Below are 17,974 nucleotides of genomic sequence, written 5' to 3'. Positions count from 1 at the left end.
AGCGTTCAGAAACGCCGGGATGTTCCGATTTTCAGTACCGCCGCAATATTGCGCGCCGCCATGCGCACGTTATCGCCCGCCTGCGCCAGTGCCTCCTCCAGCGTACAGATGGTGTAGATGACGCTGAACACCGCATCGATCCCGTGCTGATGCACGACGCCGACGTCAGCCGTCAGACTACCCGCAATCCCGATGACCGGCACGTTATGCCGCGTCGCAATTCTCGCAACGCCCACCGGCACTTTACCGTGCACAGTCTGGCTGTCGATGCGGCCTTCGCCGGTGATCACCAGATCCGCGTCGGCGACCTGCTCGTCGAGCTTCAGCGCATCCGTTACGATCTCAATCCCCTGCCGTAAGCGCGCGCCGCAAAATGCATACAGCGCCGCGCCCAGCCCGCCTGCCGCACCGCCGCCTTCCAGCTCCAGCACATCAACGTCGAGATCGCGGGCGATGATCCGGGCATAGCGCTCCAGCGCCCGATCCAGTTGCGCAATCATCGCCTCTGTCGCCCCTTTTTGCGGGCCGAACACGGCGGTAGCGCCTTCCGGGCCCGTGAGAGGATTAGTGACATCGCAGGCGACATCAATCTGACAGGTCGCCAGACGACGGTCGAGATGGCGGATATCAATGCGATCGAGCTTTTCGAGCGCGCCGCCGCCATGAGCAATTTGCTGCCCATCGGCAGTCAAGAGTTGCGCGCCCAGCGCCTGCATCATGCCAGCGCCGCCATCGTTAGTCGCACTGCCGCCAATGCCGATGATTATCTGCCTGACGCCCGCATCCAGCGCATGACGGATTAATTCTCCGGTACCCCACGACGTCGTTTTCAGCGGATTGCGTCGCTCGACCGGCACCTGCTCGAGACCGCTCGCAGCGGCCATTTCAATAAACGCACATTGTCCGTCGCCGGAAATGCCGTAAAACCCGCGCACCGTGTCGCCAAGCGGCCCCGTCACATCGACGTCAACCCGTCGCCCCTGCGTCGCGGTAATCATCACTTCCACCGTACCTTCCCCGCCATCCGCCATCGGCAGTTTGACGTATTCCGCTTCCGGATAAATCTCCCTGAAACCCTGTTCAATCGCGGTCGCGACCGCCAGTGCACTCAGGCTTTCCTTGTATGAATCCGGTGCGATAACTATCTTCATAGGCTGTCCTTACGGGTCTGTACGGCGTACTGCCGCCCCACCCGGGGCGGCTATCACTCATTAACGCACCATGCACGGGCGTTTGTTATCAAACTTCCAGTTCGGGATCAGATACTGCATTCCCATTGCATCATCACGCGCGCCGAGACCGTGTTTTTTGTACAGCTCATTCGCCTGCATAACGCGATCCATATCCAGCTCGACGCCCAGTCCAGGCGTCGTCGGCACCTGCACCATGCCGCCTTTGATTTCAAACGGCTGCTTCGTGAGACGCTGGTTGCCTTCCTGCCAGATCCAGTGCGTATCAATGGCGGTGATTTGCCCCGGCGCCGCCGCGGCAACATGGGTAAACATCGCCAGCGAGACGTCAAAGTGGTTGTTGGAATGAGAACCCCACGTCAGACCAAAATCATGGCACATCTGCGCGACGCGAACCGAGCCCTGCATGGTCCAGAAATGCGGGTCAGCCAGCGGAATATCAACCGATTGTAATGACAAAGTATGGCCCATCTGACGCCAGTCGGTGGCAATCATGTTGGTGGCCGTCGGCAGCCCCGTCGCGCGACGGAATTCCGCCATCACTTCACGGCCCGAGAAACCCTGTTCGGCACCACAAGGATCTTCGGCATACGCCAGCACACCTTTAAGCTGTTTACCTATTTTAATGGCTTCATCCAGCAGCCAGGCACCGTTCGGATCGAGCGTCACGCGCGCCTGCGGGAAACGCGTCGCCAGCGCGGTGATGGCTTCGGCTTCTTCTTCGCCCGCCAGCACGCCGCCTTTCAGTTTGAAATCGTTGAAACCATATTTTTCATACGCCGCTTCCGCCAGACGCACCACGGCCTGCGGGGTCATCGCTTCGTCATGGCGCAGACGATACCAGTCGCAGGCGTCATCCGGCTGGCTCTGGTACGCCAGCGGCGTTTGCTTCCGGTTACCGACAAAGAACAGATAACCGAGCATTTCCACTTCGCTGCGCTGCTGGCCGTCGCCAAGCAGCGAGGCGACGTTCACGCCCAGATGCTGACCGAGCAGATCGAGCAGCGCGGCTTCGATACCGGTCACCACATGGATAGTGGTTCGTAAATCAAAGGTTTGCAATCCGCGCCCACCAGCATCGCGATCAGCGAAAGTATTGCGCACAGCGGTCAGGACGTTTTTATAGTCGCCCAGCGTTTTCCCCACCACCAGCGGCGCAGCGTCTTCCAGCGTCTGGCGGATCTTCTCGCCACCCGGAATTTCACCTACGCCGGTATGGCCCGAATTATCTTTAATGATCACGATATTACGGGTGAAAAACGGTGCATGCGCGCCGCTCAGGTTCATCAGCATACTGTCAAAACCGGCAACCGGGATCACCTGCATGGTAGTCACAACCGGTGTGGAATGTCGCGTTGTCATAAGTCAGTCCTTTAATTAATTACGGCCAAAAACCGGGCGTTTGCGATCAAAAGTCCAGCCGGGGATCAGATATTGCATTGGGCCTGCGTCATTACGCGCGCCGCCCGGCAGTCGTTTGTAGGCTTCGTGAGCCTTTTGCACCTGATCCCAGTCCAGCTCGATGCCAAGCCCTGGCGCATCGGGAACGGCAATCTTGCCGTCTTTAATTTGCAGCGGATTTTTCGTCAGGCGCGCATCCCCTTCCTGCCAGATCCAGTGTGTATCAATGGCGGTTGGCGTGCCTGGCGCCGCGGCGCCGACGTGGGTAAACATCGCCAGCGAAATGTCGAAATGGTTATTGGAGTGGCAGCCCCAGGTCAGCCCCCAGTCGTCGCAGAGTTGAGCGACGCGCACCGCGCCGGACAGCGTCCAGAAATGCGGGTCGGCCAGCGGAATATCGACGGCATTGAGCATCACCGCATGCCCCATTTCCCGCCAGTTAGTGGCGATCATGTTGGTGGCGACTGGCAACCCGGTGGCACGCCGGAATTCCGCCATCACTTCACGCCCTGAGAAGCCCTGCTCCGCGCCACAGGGATCTTCGGCGTAAGTCAGTACATCCTGCAGCCCTTTGCAGAGTGCAATGGCTTCATCAAGCAGCCAGGCGCCGTTTGGATCGACGGTGATCCGCGCGTTCGGGAAACGCTTTTTCAGCGCCCGCACGGTGTCGATTTCCTGCTCGCCAGGCAACACGCCGCCTTTCAGTTTGAAATCTTTAAAGCCATAGCGATCCTGTGCGGCTTCCGCGAGTCGCACCACCGCGGCGCTGCTCATGGCTTCCTGATGGCGCAGGCGATACCAGTCATGCGAACCTGGTGTGGCGTCGAGATATGGCAGATCCGTTTTCGTGCGGTCGCCAATGTAAAAGAGATAGCCGAGGACTGTCACCGCATCACGCTGTTTGCCCGGGCCGAGCAGTTCGCACACCGGCACATTGAGCGCTTTGCCGAGCAAGTCCAGCAGCGCCGCTTCGAGAGCCGCGACCGCGTTGACGCGCAGTTCAAACGTCCACGCGCCTTTACCGAAAGTATCAAAATCCGCTGCCTGGTTACCTTTATGCACGCGCTGCACCACCCGGTTCAGGCGCGCCACTTCCTGGCCGACCACCATCGGAATGGCATCAACCAGCGTCTGGTAGATAACCTCACCGCCCGGCGCTTCCCCCACGCCGGTATTTCCGGCGTTGTCGCTCAACACCACGATATTGCGCGTAAAGTATGCGTTATGTGCCCCACCGATGTTCAGCAGCATGCTGTCGTGACCGGCAACGGGGATCACTTTCATCTCAGTAATGATGGGGCTGGATTGTGTACTCATCATTCACGTCCTGTCACAGGTTGCAGTTCAATACGCTTGATATCGCCGACCACCACCAGGTAGCTCAGTACCGCCACCAGCGCGTGGATCCCGACATAAATCAGCGCACCGTTAAAGGAGCCGGAAACCCCGACAATGTAGCCAATCGCAATCGGCGTCACGATGCCGGAAATGTTGCCGAACATGTTGAACAGCCCGCCGGAGAGACCGCTGATCTCTTTCGGCGCCGTGTCAGCCATCACCGCCCAGCCCAGCGCGCCAATGCCTTTACCGAAGAAGGCCATCGCCATGAAGCCGATAATCATCCATTCCGTATCGACGTAATTACAGAACACCATCGTCATGGAGAGCAGCATACCGAGCACAATGGGCGTTTTACGGGCGACGTTGAGCGACCCGGTGCGCCGCATCAGCCAGTCGGAAATGATGCCGCCCAGCACGCCGCCGATAAATCCGCACACCGCCGGAATGGAAGCGACAACCCCGGCTTTCAGAATCGACATGCCGCGCGCCTGCACCAGATAAACCGGGAACCAGGTAATGAAGAAGTAGGTCAGTGCGTTAATGCAGTACTGTCCGATGTATACGCCGATCATCATGCGTGAGCTAATCAGTTGTTTGATTTGCCCCCATTTTTCGCTCATCGGCACGTGGGGTTTCGCGTTTTTCTGATCCATGTTGATCAGCGCCCCGCCCTGGGCAATGTACTCCAGCTCTTTTTTGTTCACGCCAGGGTGCTGATTGGGTTCATAGATCACTTTCAGCCAGATAAAGCTGATGATGATCCCCAGTCCGCCCATAAAGAAGAACACATGTGACCAGCCCACTTCGTGCGTCAGCCAGCCCATGATCGGCGCGAAAATCACGGTCGCGAAATACTGCGCCGAGTTAAAAATCGCCACCGCGGTTCCCCTCTCCTGCGCCGGGAACCAGGCCGCGACGATGCGACTGTTGCCTGGGAAAGAAGGCGATTCCGCAAGGCCGACGAGGAAACGCAGGGTAAACAGCGCCACGATGATGCCAAAGCCGTTGAATACGTCGACGAAACCCTGCAGCAGGGTGAAGAGCGACCAGATAAAGATCGACCAGAAATAAACCCGTTTCGAACCAAAGCGGTCAAGCAGCCAGCCACCGGGGATTTGACCGATGACATAGGCCCAGGAAAATGCGGAGAAAACATAACCCATGCCAACCGGATCAAGGCCAATCTCTTTGGCCATTTCCGAACCGGCAATCGATAGCGTGGCACGATCACCGTAGTTGAAGGAGGTGACGATAAACAGCATCACCACTATCCAGTAGCGGGCGTTAGTGCGCTTTTCGACGGCGCTCGCCTCGTGACTTAATGAACTCATTGTTGTACTCCTGAATCATAGCTTTGCTTTGAGCTACATCCATTCTGAACAGCACAACCGGTAGGGTAATCAGAATGACGTTTTATGTTTTTTTATTGCAGCGCCGCGCGATGACAGGCTGCTTTATGCACTGGCAGCAGAAAGTATAAAAACAGGTGGTCGGGTGCTCACCGTGCAATAACACAGCATTAACAAGTCTGGTTAAGGAGATTTATGGCTTATGCCCAACCGCGTGGGGGCTGGTTCACGGAAATCAGAGGAAATGTGAGGTGTGCCCTTCCGCAGAAGGGCGAACGTTCAGCTGAGCAGCGTGGCCCAGTGTTCAACCCACGGGCTGGAGACGCTTTCGGGTTCGGGATCTTCACTGGCGTCGATCATCAGCATCTCGCCGATGCGCTGCGCGCCCTGCTCCTGCAGGCGCTCGTCAAACTTTTTACCCCCGCCGCAGAAATTGGCGTAGGTGCTGTCGCCGAGCGCAATAATGCCGTAGCGCATGTGCGGCTGGTACATGTCTTTCATCCCTTCAAACAGCGGGACGATGCTGTCCGGCAGGTCGCCCTGGCCGGTGGTCGAGGTAACGACCAGCGCGTATTTTCCGGTATACGCTTCCCAGTCACTGATCTCGGGATCTTCAAAAACGGTGGCTTTATGCCCCAGCCCGCTCAGGATGGTTTCTGCTTCTTCGGCAACCAGCAACGCGTTTCCATACATGGTGCCGACAAAAATACCCACTTCCGCCATGTTCAACTCCCTGATGTTGTATCGATAACGCCATCCTGACCGCTGCCGCCCGCAAACTCAACCCTTTCGTTTATCGGGAGAAGACCGCGCCAGCCGAATTGCGCCAGCGCCTGCATCCAGACCTCGTCGAAACCGGCATGCAGCGTTAACGGCTCGCCGGTAAACGGATGCGTCAGCGACAACGTGCTGGCATGCAGCATCAGCCGGTGACAGCCAAAATGGTCAGCGGCGCTGCGGTTCTGGCGTAAATCGCCATGCTTGCTGTCACCGATGATCGGATGACGGAGATGTTTAAGGTGGCGGCGCAGCTGGTGCTTGCGACCCGTTTTGGGCTCCAGCTCCACCAGACCGTAACGCGTGGTTGGATAACGACCGGTGGCGACAGGCATTTCCACTGTCGCCAGCCCACGATAGTGCGTCACGGCAGGCTGCGGACCTTTATCGTCGCGGGCGAATTTATCGGCAATTTTGTCCAGTTCTTCAACCAGCGGGTAATCCAGCAGATCGTCGCCAGTCAGCCAGCCACGGACGATGGCGTGATAGCGTTTCTGGATCTGATGCTGTTCAAACTGTTGCGCCAGCAGACGGCCCGCTTCACTGGACAGCCCCATCAGCAGCACGCCGGACGTCGGGCGATCGAGACGATGAGCGGTAAAGACGTGCTGGCCTATCTGATCGCGCACGGTCTGCATCACCACCACTTTTTCATCGCGATCGAGCCAACTGCGGTGTACCAGCCAGCCGGACGGTTTATTCACCGCCACCAGCCATTCGTCCTGATAAATGATTTCCAGCATCAGGCGTTGTCGTCCGCAAACAGGGCGTCGAGCGCCAGTAGCTCGGGCAGCACACGCTCACGCAGGGGGTGGCTGGCCTCGAGAGCCACTTCATAATAGGGGGCGATGGCAAAATTTTGCGGCAGCGGCTGACCGTTGTCGAGTAACTGGTGCATCCGCGGGATCAGCACCCACTGCAGCCATTCCAGCGGCGCCAGGGTGTCCATGCAGAAAGGCTGATCGCTGTTGAAGGCGCTGGCGTCGGGTGCGTCGCTCTGCCAGTGCTGATGCAGCCGCATCACGGTTTCAATGGCGCGCAGCTGCGCACGTACGTTGTCGTGAAGAGTCATGAGAACCTCGGTGCAAAAAAACGGTGACGCAGGATACCACTGGCGGCGGAAAAACAAAAAAAGGGAGCACTGTCGAAACAGTGCTCCCGGTTCGTTTCGCAGCAATCCGGCTACTCAACGTGCTCCCTGCTCATCCTTGACAACTTTTCCTGGGGTCTCCTGACCCATGTTCATCCGTAAACGCGTGCATCCTGCTTCACACCACCCCGATGTGAATATACTCATCCTTAAGTATTCCTTGATCTTCCTGATCCACCGAACATCCCGACCGGCTCTCGTTCTCCCTCCTGGAGGTGTCCCTTAACGCGTTCCTGCGTTCTCCTTTTGCTTCATCCTGAAGCCTTTCCCTGCAGCACCGTCCTGGTGTGTTCCCTGAAGCGTCATCATCCTGATGTTCGCTTCTTTTGTGTGACTTCCTGTCGACGAACATAGGATCGCCTATTCCGCTTCGTCTTACAACCCCGCCATAAGACAAATCCGTAAGCCTGGTTTCATATGAAAGCATGAAGTGAGAATTGTAACTTATTGAAATTTATAGAGACTCGCTATTTTTTTAAGCCAGTCTCTCACCTGTCTCAAGGCGATCTCTCACAGTGCGTGTAAGAGATGTCTCACAAGTCCTGTAGTACTCTGGATTACAAAAGGGGGTCAAGCTGATTGAGGAAACTCGCAAGAGAGGAAGAAAGTACCGTACGCTGTGGCGTACCGAGGGTTTCTTTAATGACTTCGCCGGTCAGGTTACAGACCGATATCACGTCCAGTTCGCTGTCCAGCGTCGCGATAAATAACGTCGGCGACAGTTTCAGGCGTTTCTGTGTGACCAGGTGACCAATCAGGTTTTCCTGAACACGCCGGAAGTCATCCGGACTCCAGGTCTGTAGCAACAACAGGGGTTCACCCATAAACGTTGCTGACATATCACCCGCATATTGGGTGGTATAGTATGAATGAAGCGGCTGTTGTATCACAATGTCCAGGGCGCGTTCAACCGCGTTTACATTCGGCGTCAGATCAAACGATTGCGGCTGCCAGAAGACCGCCTCATCAGTGGTGGATAGCGTGCAGGGAGACGGCACGCCGTAGAGATCCTCGCTGCGCGGCCAGGAGTCATATTCACGCCGCCATGCGTCACAATACCGTTGGGTAAACGCCTGAAGCGCTTCTGCGGTCTGGTTATCCACCGATTTCTCTCTTCTCATCAGCCGGTATACAATTGCGCCATAGTGTACCTGCTTTATCACGGTGAAACATGTCTTCTTATGAAAATCATCAGGCGCTGGCTGGCCTGACGCTCGGTAAAACGACCGACTACCGCGACACCTACGACGCCTCGCTGCTGCAGGGCGTTCCGCGCAGTCTGAATCGCGATCCTCTCGGCTTACACGCCGACAACCTGCCTTTCCACGGTGCGGACATCTGGACGCTGTACGAACTGTCGTGGCTCAATGCGAAAGGGCTGCCGCAAGTAGCGGTGGGCCATGTTGAACTGGATGACACGACGGTTAATCTGGTGGAATCAAAAAGCTTTAAGCTCTATCTCAACAGTTTTAACCAGACGCGTTTTGCCGACCGGGACGCGGTGCGTACTACGCTTGAGCGCGACCTCAGCGCCTGCGCGCAGGGCAACGTTACGGTGGCGCTGTACCGTCTGGATGAAATCGAAGGACAGCCGGTCGCCCACTTCAACGGCACGTGTATTGATGATCAGGATATCGACATCGACAACTACCAGTTCAGCGCCGACTATCTGCAGGGTGCCGCCAGCGGCAAGCGTGTGGAGGAGACGCTGGTCAGCCATCTGCTGAAATCCAACTGTCTCATCACGCATCAGCCGGACTGGGGCTCGGTGCAGATCCAGTATCGCGGCGCGAAAATCGACCGGGAAAAACTGCTGCGCTATCTGGTGTCATTCCGCCATCACAACGAATTTCATGAGCAATGCGTGGAGCGTATCTTCAATGACATTATGCGCTTCTGCCAGCCGGAAACGCTGAGCGTGTATGCCCGCTATACCCGCCGCGGCGGTCTGGATATCAACCCCTGGCGTTCGAACACCGACTTCGCCCCCGCCACCGGACGACTGGCTCGTCAATAAGAAATATTTACGTAAAATGCGCGGACATTTCCGCGCATTACCTTGTGAAAACAGAACCGACGAGGCTATTGTAATCCATAGGGAAAGCTTATTATCGTCCCGTAAGGAGTTCACTTGATTACACACATTAGCCCACTGGGCTCTATGGACATGTTGTCGCAGCTGGAAGTAGACATGCTGAAACGCACGGCCAGCAGCGACCTGTATCAACTGTTTCGTAACTGTTCCCTGGCGGTACTTAACTCCGGCAGTCTGACCGACAGCAGCCAGGAGCTGCTTTCTCGTTTCGAGAGCTTTGACATCAACGTGCTGCGCCGCGAGCGCGGCGTGAAGCTTGAGCTGATTAACCCGCCGGAAGAGGCTTTTGTCGACGGACGTATTATCCGCGCGTTACAGGCCAACCTGTTTGCCGTTCTGCGTGACATCCTGTTCGTTTATGGGCAAATCCACAATACCGTCCGTTTTCCGAATCTGGATCTGGTCAGTTCCACCCACATTACCAACCTGGTGTTTTCGATCCTGCGTAACGCCCGCGCGCTTCATGTTGGCGAAGCGCCTGGCATGGTCGTGTGCTGGGGCGGCCATTCCATCAACGAAACCGAATACCTGTATGCCCGTCGCGTCGGCACCCAGCTTGGCTTGCGTGAACTGAACATCTGCACCGGCTGTGGTCCCGGAGCGATGGAAGCGCCGATGAAAGGCGCGGCGGTTGGCCACGCTCAACAGCGCTACAAAGAAGGGCGTTTTATCGGCATGACTGAGCCTTCAATCATCGCCGCCGAGCCGCCAAACCCGCTGGTGAACGAACTGATCATCATGCCGGACATCGAAAAACGTCTGGAAGCGTTTGTGCGCCTTGCGCATGGCATCATCATCTTCCCGGGCGGCGTGGGTACGGCGGAAGAATTATTGTACCTGCTCGGCATTCTGATGAATCCGGCCAACAAAAATCAGGTGCTGCCGCTGATCCTGACCGGCCCTAAAGAGAGTGCCGATTACTTCCGCGTGCTGGATGAGTTTATCGTTCATACGCTGGGGGAAAACGCGCGCCGCCACTACCGCATCATCATTGACGATGCCGCCGAAGTGGCCCGGCAGATGAAAAAGGCCATGCCGCTGGTGAAAGAAAACCGCCGCGACACGGGAGACGCCTACAGCTTCAACTGGTCGATTCGCATTGCGCCGGATCTGCAACTGCCGTTTGAGCCGACTCACGAGAACATGGCAAACCTGAAGCTCTACCCGGATCAACCCGTCGAAGTGCTGGCGGCTGATCTGCGTCGTGCTTTTTCCGGTATCGTCGCGGGTAACGTGAAAGAGGTGGGCATTCGCGCCATCGAACAGCATGGCCCGTACAAGATCCACGGCGACAGCGACATGATGCGCCGGATGGACGATCTGCTGCAGGGCTTTGTGGCCCAGCACCGCATGAAACTCCCGGGTTCCGCCTACATCCCCTGCTACGAAATCTGTTCATAATCTCCCGGGCGGCGCCAGAGCCGCCCATTTCTTTTTCTTACCTAAACTTTCCAGAATCCGCCTTTCTGCGGCAGGTTAAGCTACGTTAATCGCACAAAATTTTGATAAGTCATCAGAAACCGCCATTTCTGCATTTTTTTGCAGATGAAAACGCGGTATTACGCCTGTGCGCTTTTCCCGTATATCCTGCCGGTGTTAGCCTTTGCGCCAATAAAATTCTGGCATGACAAAAAAGACAGAGTGATGGTCTAAAAACTGTCATATCGGGAGCTGATTATTGCAATTGGGATCGGGATCACTGATACATCGATAAGTTAAATGTATCTTTCCGGCCCCATAAGATTGACGAGAAAATATTACAAAAAAGCCGTCATTGAACGAATTTCAGACCAGTAATTTCTATTTTTTTAATATATTTTTTTGATTCTTCCAGGAGATACAGATGGAAAGCACTCAAACCAGCACTATTGCTTCGATTGAAAAAAGAAGCACATGGCGTAAAACGGATACCATGTGGATGCTGGGTCTTTACGGCACGGCCATCGGCGCAGGCGTTTTGTTCCTGCCGATCAATGCCGGCGTCGGCGGGATGATCCCGCTGATTATCATGGCAATCCTCGCCTTCCCAATGACGTTTTTTGCCCACCGCGGTATGACCCGCTTCGTGCTGTCCGGTAAAAATCCGGGCGAAGATATCACCGAAGTAGTTGAAGAGCACTTCGGTGTCGGCGCAGGTAAGATCATCACCCTGCTCTACTTTTTCGCCATCTACCCGATTCTGCTGGTATACAGCGTGGCGATCACCAACACCGTCGACAGCTTTATTACCCACCAGTTGGGCATGACGGCGCCGCCGCGTGCGATTCTGTCGCTGATCCTGATCGTCGGTATGATGACCATCGTCCGCTTTGGTGAGCAGATGATCGTTAAGGCGATGAGCATCCTGGTATTCCCGTTTGTGGCCGCGCTGATGCTGCTGGCTCTGTACCTGATCCCGCAATGGAGCGGCGCGGCGCTGGAAACCCTGTCGCTGAGCAGCGCCGCGTCTACCGGCAATGGCCTGTGGATGACGCTGTGGCTGGCCATTCCGGTGATGGTTTTCTCCTTCAACCACTCACCGATCATCTCCTCTTTCGCCGTGGCGAAACGTGAAGAATACGGTGACGGCGCAGAGAAAAAATGCTCCAGCATCCTGGCGCGTGCGCACATCATGATGGTGATCACCGTAATGTTCTTCGTCTTCAGTTGTGTACTGAGCCTGTCTCCGGCAGACCTGGCCGCAGCGAAAGAGCAGAACATTTCTATTCTGTCTTACCTGGCGAACCACTTTAACGCCCCACTGATTGCCTGGATGGCGCCGATCATCGCGATGATCGCCATCACCAAATCCTTCCTCGGCCACTATCTGGGTGCACGTGAAGGCTTCAACGGGATGGTAATCAAGTCTCTGCGCGGCAAAGGCAAAACCATTGAACTCAGCCGTCTGAACAAAATCACTGCGCTGTTCATGCTGTTGACCACCTGGGCGGTGGCGACGCTGAACCCGAGCATTCTGGGGATGATTGAAACCCTGGGCGGCCCGGTTATCGCGATGATCCTGTTCCTGATGCCGATGTACGCGATTCAGAAAGTCCCGGCAATGCGTAAATACAGCGGCCACATCAGCAACGTCTTCGTTGTCATCATGGGCCTCATCGCCATCTCCGCGATTTTCTTCTCTCTGTTCAGTTAATCCCCCGCGCCACCTTCGGGTGGCGCACTTCCTTTCAGCCATGGATGCATCATGATCAGCGTTTTCGATATTTTCAAAATCGGCATTGGTCCTTCCAGTTCACATACTGTCGGGCCAATGAAAGCGGGCAAACAATTCACGGACGACCTGATTGCACGCGGGATCCTCAATGATATTACCCGCGTGGTCGTCGATGTGTACGGCTCGCTCTCTCTGACCGGTAAAGGTCACCACACCGATATTGCCATTATTATGGGCCTGGCGGGAAATCTGCCGGATACTGTCGATATCGATTCCATCCCTTCTTTTATTCAGGATGTGAATACCCACGGTCGCCTGCTGCTGGCAAACGGCGAGCACGAAGTCGAATTTCCTGTCGACCAGTGCATGAATTTCCATACCGATAATCTCTCCCTGCATGAGAACGGTATGCGCATCACTGCCCTGAGCGGCAATACCGTGATGCACAGCAAAACGTATTACTCTATCGGCGGCGGGTTTATCGTTGACGAAGAACATTTCGGCCAGACCGACAGCGCGCCGGTACAGGTGCCTTACCCGTACAAATCTGCGGCTGACCTTCAGCGTCATTGCCAGGAATCCGGGCTGTCGCTCTCCGGCCTGATGATGAAAAACGAGCTGGCGCTGCACAGCAAAGAGGCGCTTGAGCAGCATTTCGCAAACGTCTGGGAAGTCATGCGCAGCGGCATTGAGCGCGGCATCACCACCGAAGGCGTCCTGCCGGGTAAACTGCGGGTTCCGCGTCGTGCGGCGGCGCTGCGTCGTATGCTGGTAAGTCAGGACAAGACAACCAGCGATCCGATGGCAGTCGTTGACTGGATCAACATGTTCGCACTGGCGGTAAACGAAGAAAATGCCGCCGGTGGTCGCGTAGTGACCGCACCAACCAACGGCGCCTGCGGGATTGTCCCGGCGGTGCTGGCCTACTACGACAAGTTCATCCGCGAAGTGAATGCGAATTCGCTGGCGCGCTATATGCTGGTGGCCAGCGCCATTGGTTCGCTCTATAAGATGAACGCATCTATTTCTGGCGCCGAAGTGGGCTGTCAGGGTGAAGTCGGCGTGGCCTGCTCCATGGCGGCGGCGGGTCTGGCAGAATTGCTGGGCGGTAGCCCGACGCAAGTATGCATTGCCGCGGAAATCGGCATGGAGCACAACCTCGGGCTGACCTGCGATCCGGTCGCCGGACAGGTTCAGGTGCCGTGCATCGAGCGCAACGCGATTGCCGCAGTGAAAGCGGTCAACGCGGCGCGTATGGCGCTGCGTCGCACCAGCGAACCGCGCGTCTGCCTCGATAAGGTCATCGAAACCATGTACGAAACCGGCAAAGACATGAACGCCAAGTACCGCGAAACTTCACGCGGCGGCCTGGCGATGAAGATTGTCACCTGCGATTAATCGTCCCCGGATGCCTCGTTTTGCGAGGCATCTTCCTGAATTATTCTCTGTAAATAGCCTCACAGACATCACGATGTTACCCTTAGCGCTCTTGCTCAAGGAGGATTTCCGTGGCTGTTCATCTGCTGATCGTTGACGCGCTTAACCTGATTCGTCGCATTCATGCTGTACAGGGGTCGCCCTGCGCGGAAACCTGCCTGCATGCACTGGAACAGTTGCTGGTTCACAGCCAGCCGACGCATGCGGTGGCCGTGTTTGATGATGACGCCCGCAGCCAGGGCTGGCGTCACCAGCTATTGCCGGATTACAAAGCCGGGCGCCCACCAATGCCGGACGATCTGCACGATGAAATGCCCGCGCTGCGGGCAGCGTTTGAAGGTCGTGGCGTGCGCTGCTGGGAATCTGCCGGTAACGAGGCCGACGATCTGGCGGCGACGCTGGCGGTAAAAGTGGCGCAGGCCGGGCATCAGGCCACGATTGTCTCGACCGATAAAGGCTATTGTCAGCTGCTGTCCCCCACCATTCGCATTCGCGACTATTTTCAGAAACGCTGGCTCGACGCGCCATTTATCGCCAGCGAATTTGGCGTCACGCCGCAGCAGTTGCCGGATTACTGGGGGCTCGCGGGGATCAGCAGTTCAAAAGTGCCGGGCGTGGCGGGAATTGGCCCGAAGAGCGCCACGCAGTTGTTAACGGAGTTTGAAAATCTGGATGGGATGTATGCCCGGCTGAATGAAGTGCCGGAGAAATGGCGCAAAAAGCTGGAAGCGCATAAAGAGATGGCTTTTATTTGCCGGGATGTGGCGCGGTTACGGAAGGATTTACACTTAGACGGGAATTTGCAGCAGTTGCGTGTAGGCCCGGTAAGCGTAGCGCCACCGGGCAATCATACAGACTAGCGTTCGTCGCGACGACCACCGACGGCGGCCCAGATACGGCGGATGTGCACAGTCACCTCTTCGCGATCGTGATACAACTGGCGTGCCTGAATCTGCGCGTTGATGCCATGCTCACTCAGCTGTTCCTGAATGTACGCCAGATTCTGTGACACCTCTTCGTAGCGCTTTTTCATCGGCAGCTTGAGGTTAAAAATGGTTTCGCGACACCAGCCGTTCACCAGCCACTGCGCCATCAGCGCCGCCACTTTCGCTGGTTTCTCCACCATATCGCAGACCATCCATGAGATGTTGTTACGGTTGGGACGATAGCGGAAACCATCTTCACGCAACCAGGTGACCTGCCCGGTATCCATCAGGCTTTGCGCCATCGGGCCGTTATCCACTGAATAAACCCACATGTTGCGTTTCACCAGCTGATACGTCCAGCCGCCAGGACAGGCACCGAGATCAACCGCATACATGCCGTTAGCCAGACGCTCATCCCATTCATCGGCCGGAATAAACACGTGTAGCGCCTCTTCCAGTTTCAGCGTGGAACGACTTGGCGCATCAGCGGGGAATTTCAGACGCGGAATGCCCATATAAAACGGGGAATTATTATTCGGGTACGAATACCCGACGTAACAGCAGCCCGGGGCAATGAAAAAGACATGCACCACCGGGCGCTTCGGCGTTTCATAGTTGGTGAGAATTTTTGCCTCGCGCAATGCCGCGCGCAGCGGCACGGTGAATTTGCGGCAAAACTTCATCAGCTCTTTGCTTTCGTTGGTGTCAGCCACTTCGACGCGCAAATCGCCGCCTTTTTCCACCACGCCCTGCAACATACCGACGATCGGCGTGATGCGATCTTCCGGGGGAAGATTCTGCAACAGCTCGCCTGCCACCAGCATCTGGCGGGCAAAGATCAACGAGCTGTAAGGCAGCTCGCGAGCCAGTTTGTCCGCCTCTTCCGGCTGATAGCATTCAAAAACAACATAACCCGCGTTATCTTTTACGCGGGCAAATCCGTACACCTCAAGGCGCGCGGCCTTGTCGGTAATTTCTGCAGCACACTCTTTCTCAAAGCCCGGGCGGCAATAGAGAACAACCTTATTCATGAACGACGCCCTTACGCTTCAGACGAATTGCACCAATTAACATTAATACCCACCCTGCGAGGAAGCTGACGCCTCCCACCGGCGTGACGAACGCCCACAGACGAAGGTGAGAGAGGGCGAGGCAGTACAAACTGCCGCTGAACAGCACGGTTCCCAGCGCCAGAAAAACGCTGCTCCAGTAAAACCAGATACTGATGCGGCGCTGCATGGCGACCGCGAGACCAAAAATCGCCAGCGTGTGGAATGCCTGATACTCAAGGCCGGTCTGGATCCACCCCATTTCCACCACACCCAAAGATTTACTTAACACATGCGCGCCAAACGCACCTAACGCCACAAAAATAAAACCGCTAATGGCGGCAAAAATCAGCATAAAACGACTAGTCATGTTCTTACCCTAAACTGATTTACACTTCATCGTTCAGGCTGCCCCCCATTGCCGCCTGCACGATCGTGTGTTTATTGTTCATAACGAAAGCGGAATTTCTCTTGTTCACTTGCAGCTTTCGCCAGAATCCATTGCCGGAAGGCGGCTATTTTACCCAGTTCCGCCTGACTGTCATGGCAAACCAGATAAAAAGCGTTTTTACTGACCAGCACATCATTAAACGGGCAGACCAGACGGCCTGCTTCAATTTCAGACTGCGCCATGACATTGTTGGCGAGTGCGATACCCTGTCCGTGGATTGCGGCCTGCAGCACCATCGCGCTGTGGCTGAAAATCGGTCCCTGTTGAACGTTAAGATTGAGGCCCAGCTGACGCGTGTACGTCTGCCAGTCACGGCGCGAGGCGTCGTGTAATAGCGTATGTTGCGCCAGATCGGCAGGGGTTTTCAATGGCTTCTCACCGGTGAGCAGCAGCGGCGAGCAAACCGGAATCAGATATTCTGCGTACAGTTTTTCCACACGCAACCCCGGCCAGTTGCCCCGCCCGTAGAAAATCGCCACGTCGACATCGTCCGCCAGCTTATCTTCCTGACGGTCCACCGCCTGGATCCTGACGTCGATTCCCGGATAAGCTGAGTTAAAGCTGGAGAGTCTCGGCACCATCCACTGAATGGCAAAACTGGGCAGTAAACTAACCGTCAGCGCCCCTTTCGCACTGCGTGCCTGCAGTTTACGCGTCGCCTCGGTTAATTGCGAAAAGATCTCTTTAATGTCCTGGAAATAGCTCTGCCCTTCCTCGGTCAGCAGAAGAGAACGATTGCGTCGGCGGAATAGCTTCAGCCCCAAAAAATCCTCCAGGGACTTGATTTGGTGGCTGACTGCGGCCTGCGTCACAAAAAGCTCATCGGCGGCGCGAGTGAAGCTTAAATGCCGTGCTGCTGCGTCAAAAACACGTAATGCATTCAGAGGTGGTAATCGCTTTGACATGGTTCTCTGGCTTAGATGTTAACTCGACATAACAAACAGGAAACAACGTTTAACCTATTAGTTTTTTTTATCTGAGCCATTATAATTTGTCCGTTGAGGAACTACCAGCAAATACCTATAGTGGCGGCACTTCCTGAGCCGGAACGAAGAGCTTTTTTCGGAATGCGTGTTCTGATGGGCTTTTGGCTTACGGTTGTGATGTTGTGTTGTTGTGTTTGCAATTGGTCTGCGATTCAGACCACGGTAGGAAAGCTACCCTTTTCACTTCCTGTACATTTACCCTGTCTGTCCATAGTGATTAATGTAGCACCGCAAGCTGCGGTGCTTTTTTTTCGCTACTCCAACCGTTATTTCTCAAGCGCGACCATCTCTTTCACGTCACTACGGTTGATCTGCTGTTTGTTGCCGTTAGCGTCTTTATACGAAATCATGCCCGTCTCATCATCGGTTTTCGGTTTACCGTCAGAAACGATGGCCCGTCCGTCCGTGGTGTGCATTACGTAGTTCGGACCGGAGCAGGCGCTCAGGGCAAAAGTCAGCATACAGGCAGAGATAATGGCAGTTGTCTTGTTCATGTTCTTCTCCTTCTGGCTATTTATGCTATATAAATCGACTTTCCTGACAGGCTAAAACATTCGCCTAACACTCTATAGCATAACGTACTATTTTTACCTTGCCAGAATTACAGGACTATTCCGAGGGACATTCGCTCCCCTTGCCCTCACCGACAAATTGCGCGACGATCGAGG

The 17,974-nt window shown here is 55.7% G+C and carries 17 protein-coding genes; 5 read left to right on the top strand and 12 right to left on the bottom strand.

All coding sequences use genetic code 11. The annotated features are described in order from the left end of the window. Positions 1-5: 5 nt before the first annotated feature. The 8 genes from QMG90_RS05435 to syd all read right to left on the bottom strand — a co-directional run bounded on the left by QMG90_RS05435 (position 6) and on the right by syd (position 8,311). On the bottom strand, positions 6-1,151 hold the full coding sequence (locus QMG90_RS05435) for a glycerate kinase (protein WP_283282921.1): 1,146 nt from the start codon (positions 1,149-1,151) through the stop codon (positions 6-8). 60 nt (positions 1,152-1,211) lie between these two features. Continuing rightward, the gene (gene gudD, locus QMG90_RS05430; RefSeq protein ID WP_283282920.1) at positions 1,212-2,552 is read right to left on the bottom strand and encodes a glucarate dehydratase; all 1,341 of its coding nucleotides are present in this window, start codon (positions 2,550-2,552) and stop codon (positions 1,212-1,214) included. Positions 2,553-2,567: 15 nt separating this feature from the next. Next, positions 2,568-3,908, bottom strand: a complete 1,341-nt coding sequence (locus QMG90_RS05425; RefSeq protein WP_283283890.1) for an enolase C-terminal domain-like protein — start codon at positions 3,906-3,908, stop codon at positions 2,568-2,570. Continuing rightward, the gene (locus QMG90_RS05420) at positions 3,908-5,263 is read right to left on the bottom strand and encodes an MFS transporter (RefSeq protein ID WP_283282919.1); all 1,356 of its coding nucleotides are present in this window, start codon (positions 5,261-5,263) and stop codon (positions 3,908-3,910) included. Before QMG90_RS05420 ends, QMG90_RS05425 begins: the two co-directional genes overlap by 1 nt. Before the next feature lie 297 nt (positions 5,264-5,560). After that, a complete protein-coding gene (locus tag QMG90_RS05415; RefSeq protein ID WP_283282918.1) occupies positions 5,561-6,004 on the bottom strand; it encodes a flavodoxin in 444 nt (147 codons plus the stop codon). A 2-nt stretch (positions 6,005-6,006) separates the two neighbouring features. After that, positions 6,007-6,801 carry a tRNA pseudouridine(65) synthase TruC gene (gene truC, locus QMG90_RS05410; RefSeq protein ID WP_283282917.1) on the bottom strand — a complete coding sequence of 265 codons (795 nt, stop codon included), beginning with the start codon at positions 6,799-6,801 and terminating at the stop codon, positions 6,007-6,009. Continuing rightward, positions 6,801-7,130 (bottom strand): YqcC family protein, encoded by a 330-nt coding sequence (locus QMG90_RS05405; protein ID WP_283282916.1) that lies wholly within the window; start codon positions 7,128-7,130, stop codon positions 6,801-6,803. Before QMG90_RS05405 ends, truC begins: the two co-directional genes overlap by 1 nt. 635 nt (positions 7,131-7,765) lie before the next feature. Continuing rightward, on the bottom strand, positions 7,766-8,311 hold the full coding sequence (gene syd / locus QMG90_RS05400) for a SecY-interacting protein (protein WP_283283889.1): 546 nt from the start codon (positions 8,309-8,311) through the stop codon (positions 7,766-7,768). 68 nt (positions 8,312-8,379) lie between these two features. Between syd and queF the strand changes: the two genes are divergently transcribed. The 5 genes from queF (at position 8,380) to xni (ending at position 14,754) form a co-directional block, all read left to right on the top strand. After that, the gene (queF, locus tag QMG90_RS05395) at positions 8,380-9,225 is read left to right on the top strand and encodes an NADPH-dependent 7-cyano-7-deazaguanine reductase QueF (protein WP_283282915.1); all 846 of its coding nucleotides are present in this window, start codon (positions 8,380-8,382) and stop codon (positions 9,223-9,225) included. A gap of 114 nt (positions 9,226-9,339) precedes the next feature. Continuing rightward, positions 9,340-10,704 carry a nucleotide 5'-monophosphate nucleosidase PpnN gene (gene ppnN, locus QMG90_RS05390; RefSeq protein WP_283282914.1) on the top strand — a complete coding sequence of 455 codons (1,365 nt, stop codon included), beginning with the start codon at positions 9,340-9,342 and terminating at the stop codon, positions 10,702-10,704. A gap of 442 nt (positions 10,705-11,146) precedes the next feature. Next, on the top strand, positions 11,147-12,436 hold the full coding sequence (locus QMG90_RS05385) for an HAAAP family serine/threonine permease (RefSeq protein ID WP_283282913.1): 1,290 nt from the start codon (positions 11,147-11,149) through the stop codon (positions 12,434-12,436). A gap of 51 nt (positions 12,437-12,487) precedes the next feature. Further along, positions 12,488-13,855 (top strand): L-serine ammonia-lyase, encoded by a 1,368-nt coding sequence (locus QMG90_RS05380; RefSeq protein ID WP_283282912.1) that lies wholly within the window; start codon positions 12,488-12,490, stop codon positions 13,853-13,855. Between the two features lie 110 nt (positions 13,856-13,965). Further along, the gene (gene xni, locus QMG90_RS05375; protein ID WP_283282911.1) at positions 13,966-14,754 is read left to right on the top strand and encodes a flap endonuclease Xni; all 789 of its coding nucleotides are present in this window, start codon (positions 13,966-13,968) and stop codon (positions 14,752-14,754) included. Here the strand turns inward: xni and rlmM are convergent. From rlmM to QMG90_RS05355, 4 genes are all read right to left on the bottom strand, one after another. Next, positions 14,751-15,851: a 23S rRNA (cytidine(2498)-2'-O)-methyltransferase RlmM gene (gene rlmM, locus QMG90_RS05370; RefSeq protein ID WP_283282910.1), complete on the bottom strand. Its 1,101-nt coding sequence runs from the start codon at positions 15,849-15,851 to the stop codon at positions 14,751-14,753. The two genes, xni and rlmM, sit on opposite strands and share 4 nt — an antisense overlap. Then, positions 15,844-16,239 (bottom strand): DUF423 domain-containing protein, encoded by a 396-nt coding sequence (locus QMG90_RS05365; protein ID WP_049850475.1) that lies wholly within the window; start codon positions 16,237-16,239, stop codon positions 15,844-15,846. Before QMG90_RS05365 ends, rlmM begins: the two co-directional genes overlap by 8 nt. A 71-nt stretch (positions 16,240-16,310) precedes the next feature. Further along, positions 16,311-17,225, bottom strand: coding sequence for a glycine cleavage system transcriptional regulator GcvA (gene gcvA / locus QMG90_RS05360; protein WP_038157671.1), 915 nt, complete (start codon positions 17,223-17,225; stop codon positions 16,311-16,313). 347 nt (positions 17,226-17,572) lie between these two features. Continuing rightward, positions 17,573-17,800, bottom strand: coding sequence for a YgdI/YgdR family lipoprotein (locus QMG90_RS05355; RefSeq protein WP_038157673.1), 228 nt, complete (start codon positions 17,798-17,800; stop codon positions 17,573-17,575). Positions 17,801-17,974: the final 174 nt, after the last annotated feature.

It is taken from the genome of Trabulsiella odontotermitis (assembly GCF_030053895.1).
GTDB lineage: Bacteria > Pseudomonadota > Gammaproteobacteria > Enterobacterales > Enterobacteriaceae > Trabulsiella > Trabulsiella odontotermitis_C.
Note: the sequence above shows the minus strand (reverse complement) of the source record. Positions and strands in the feature narration are given on the sequence as shown.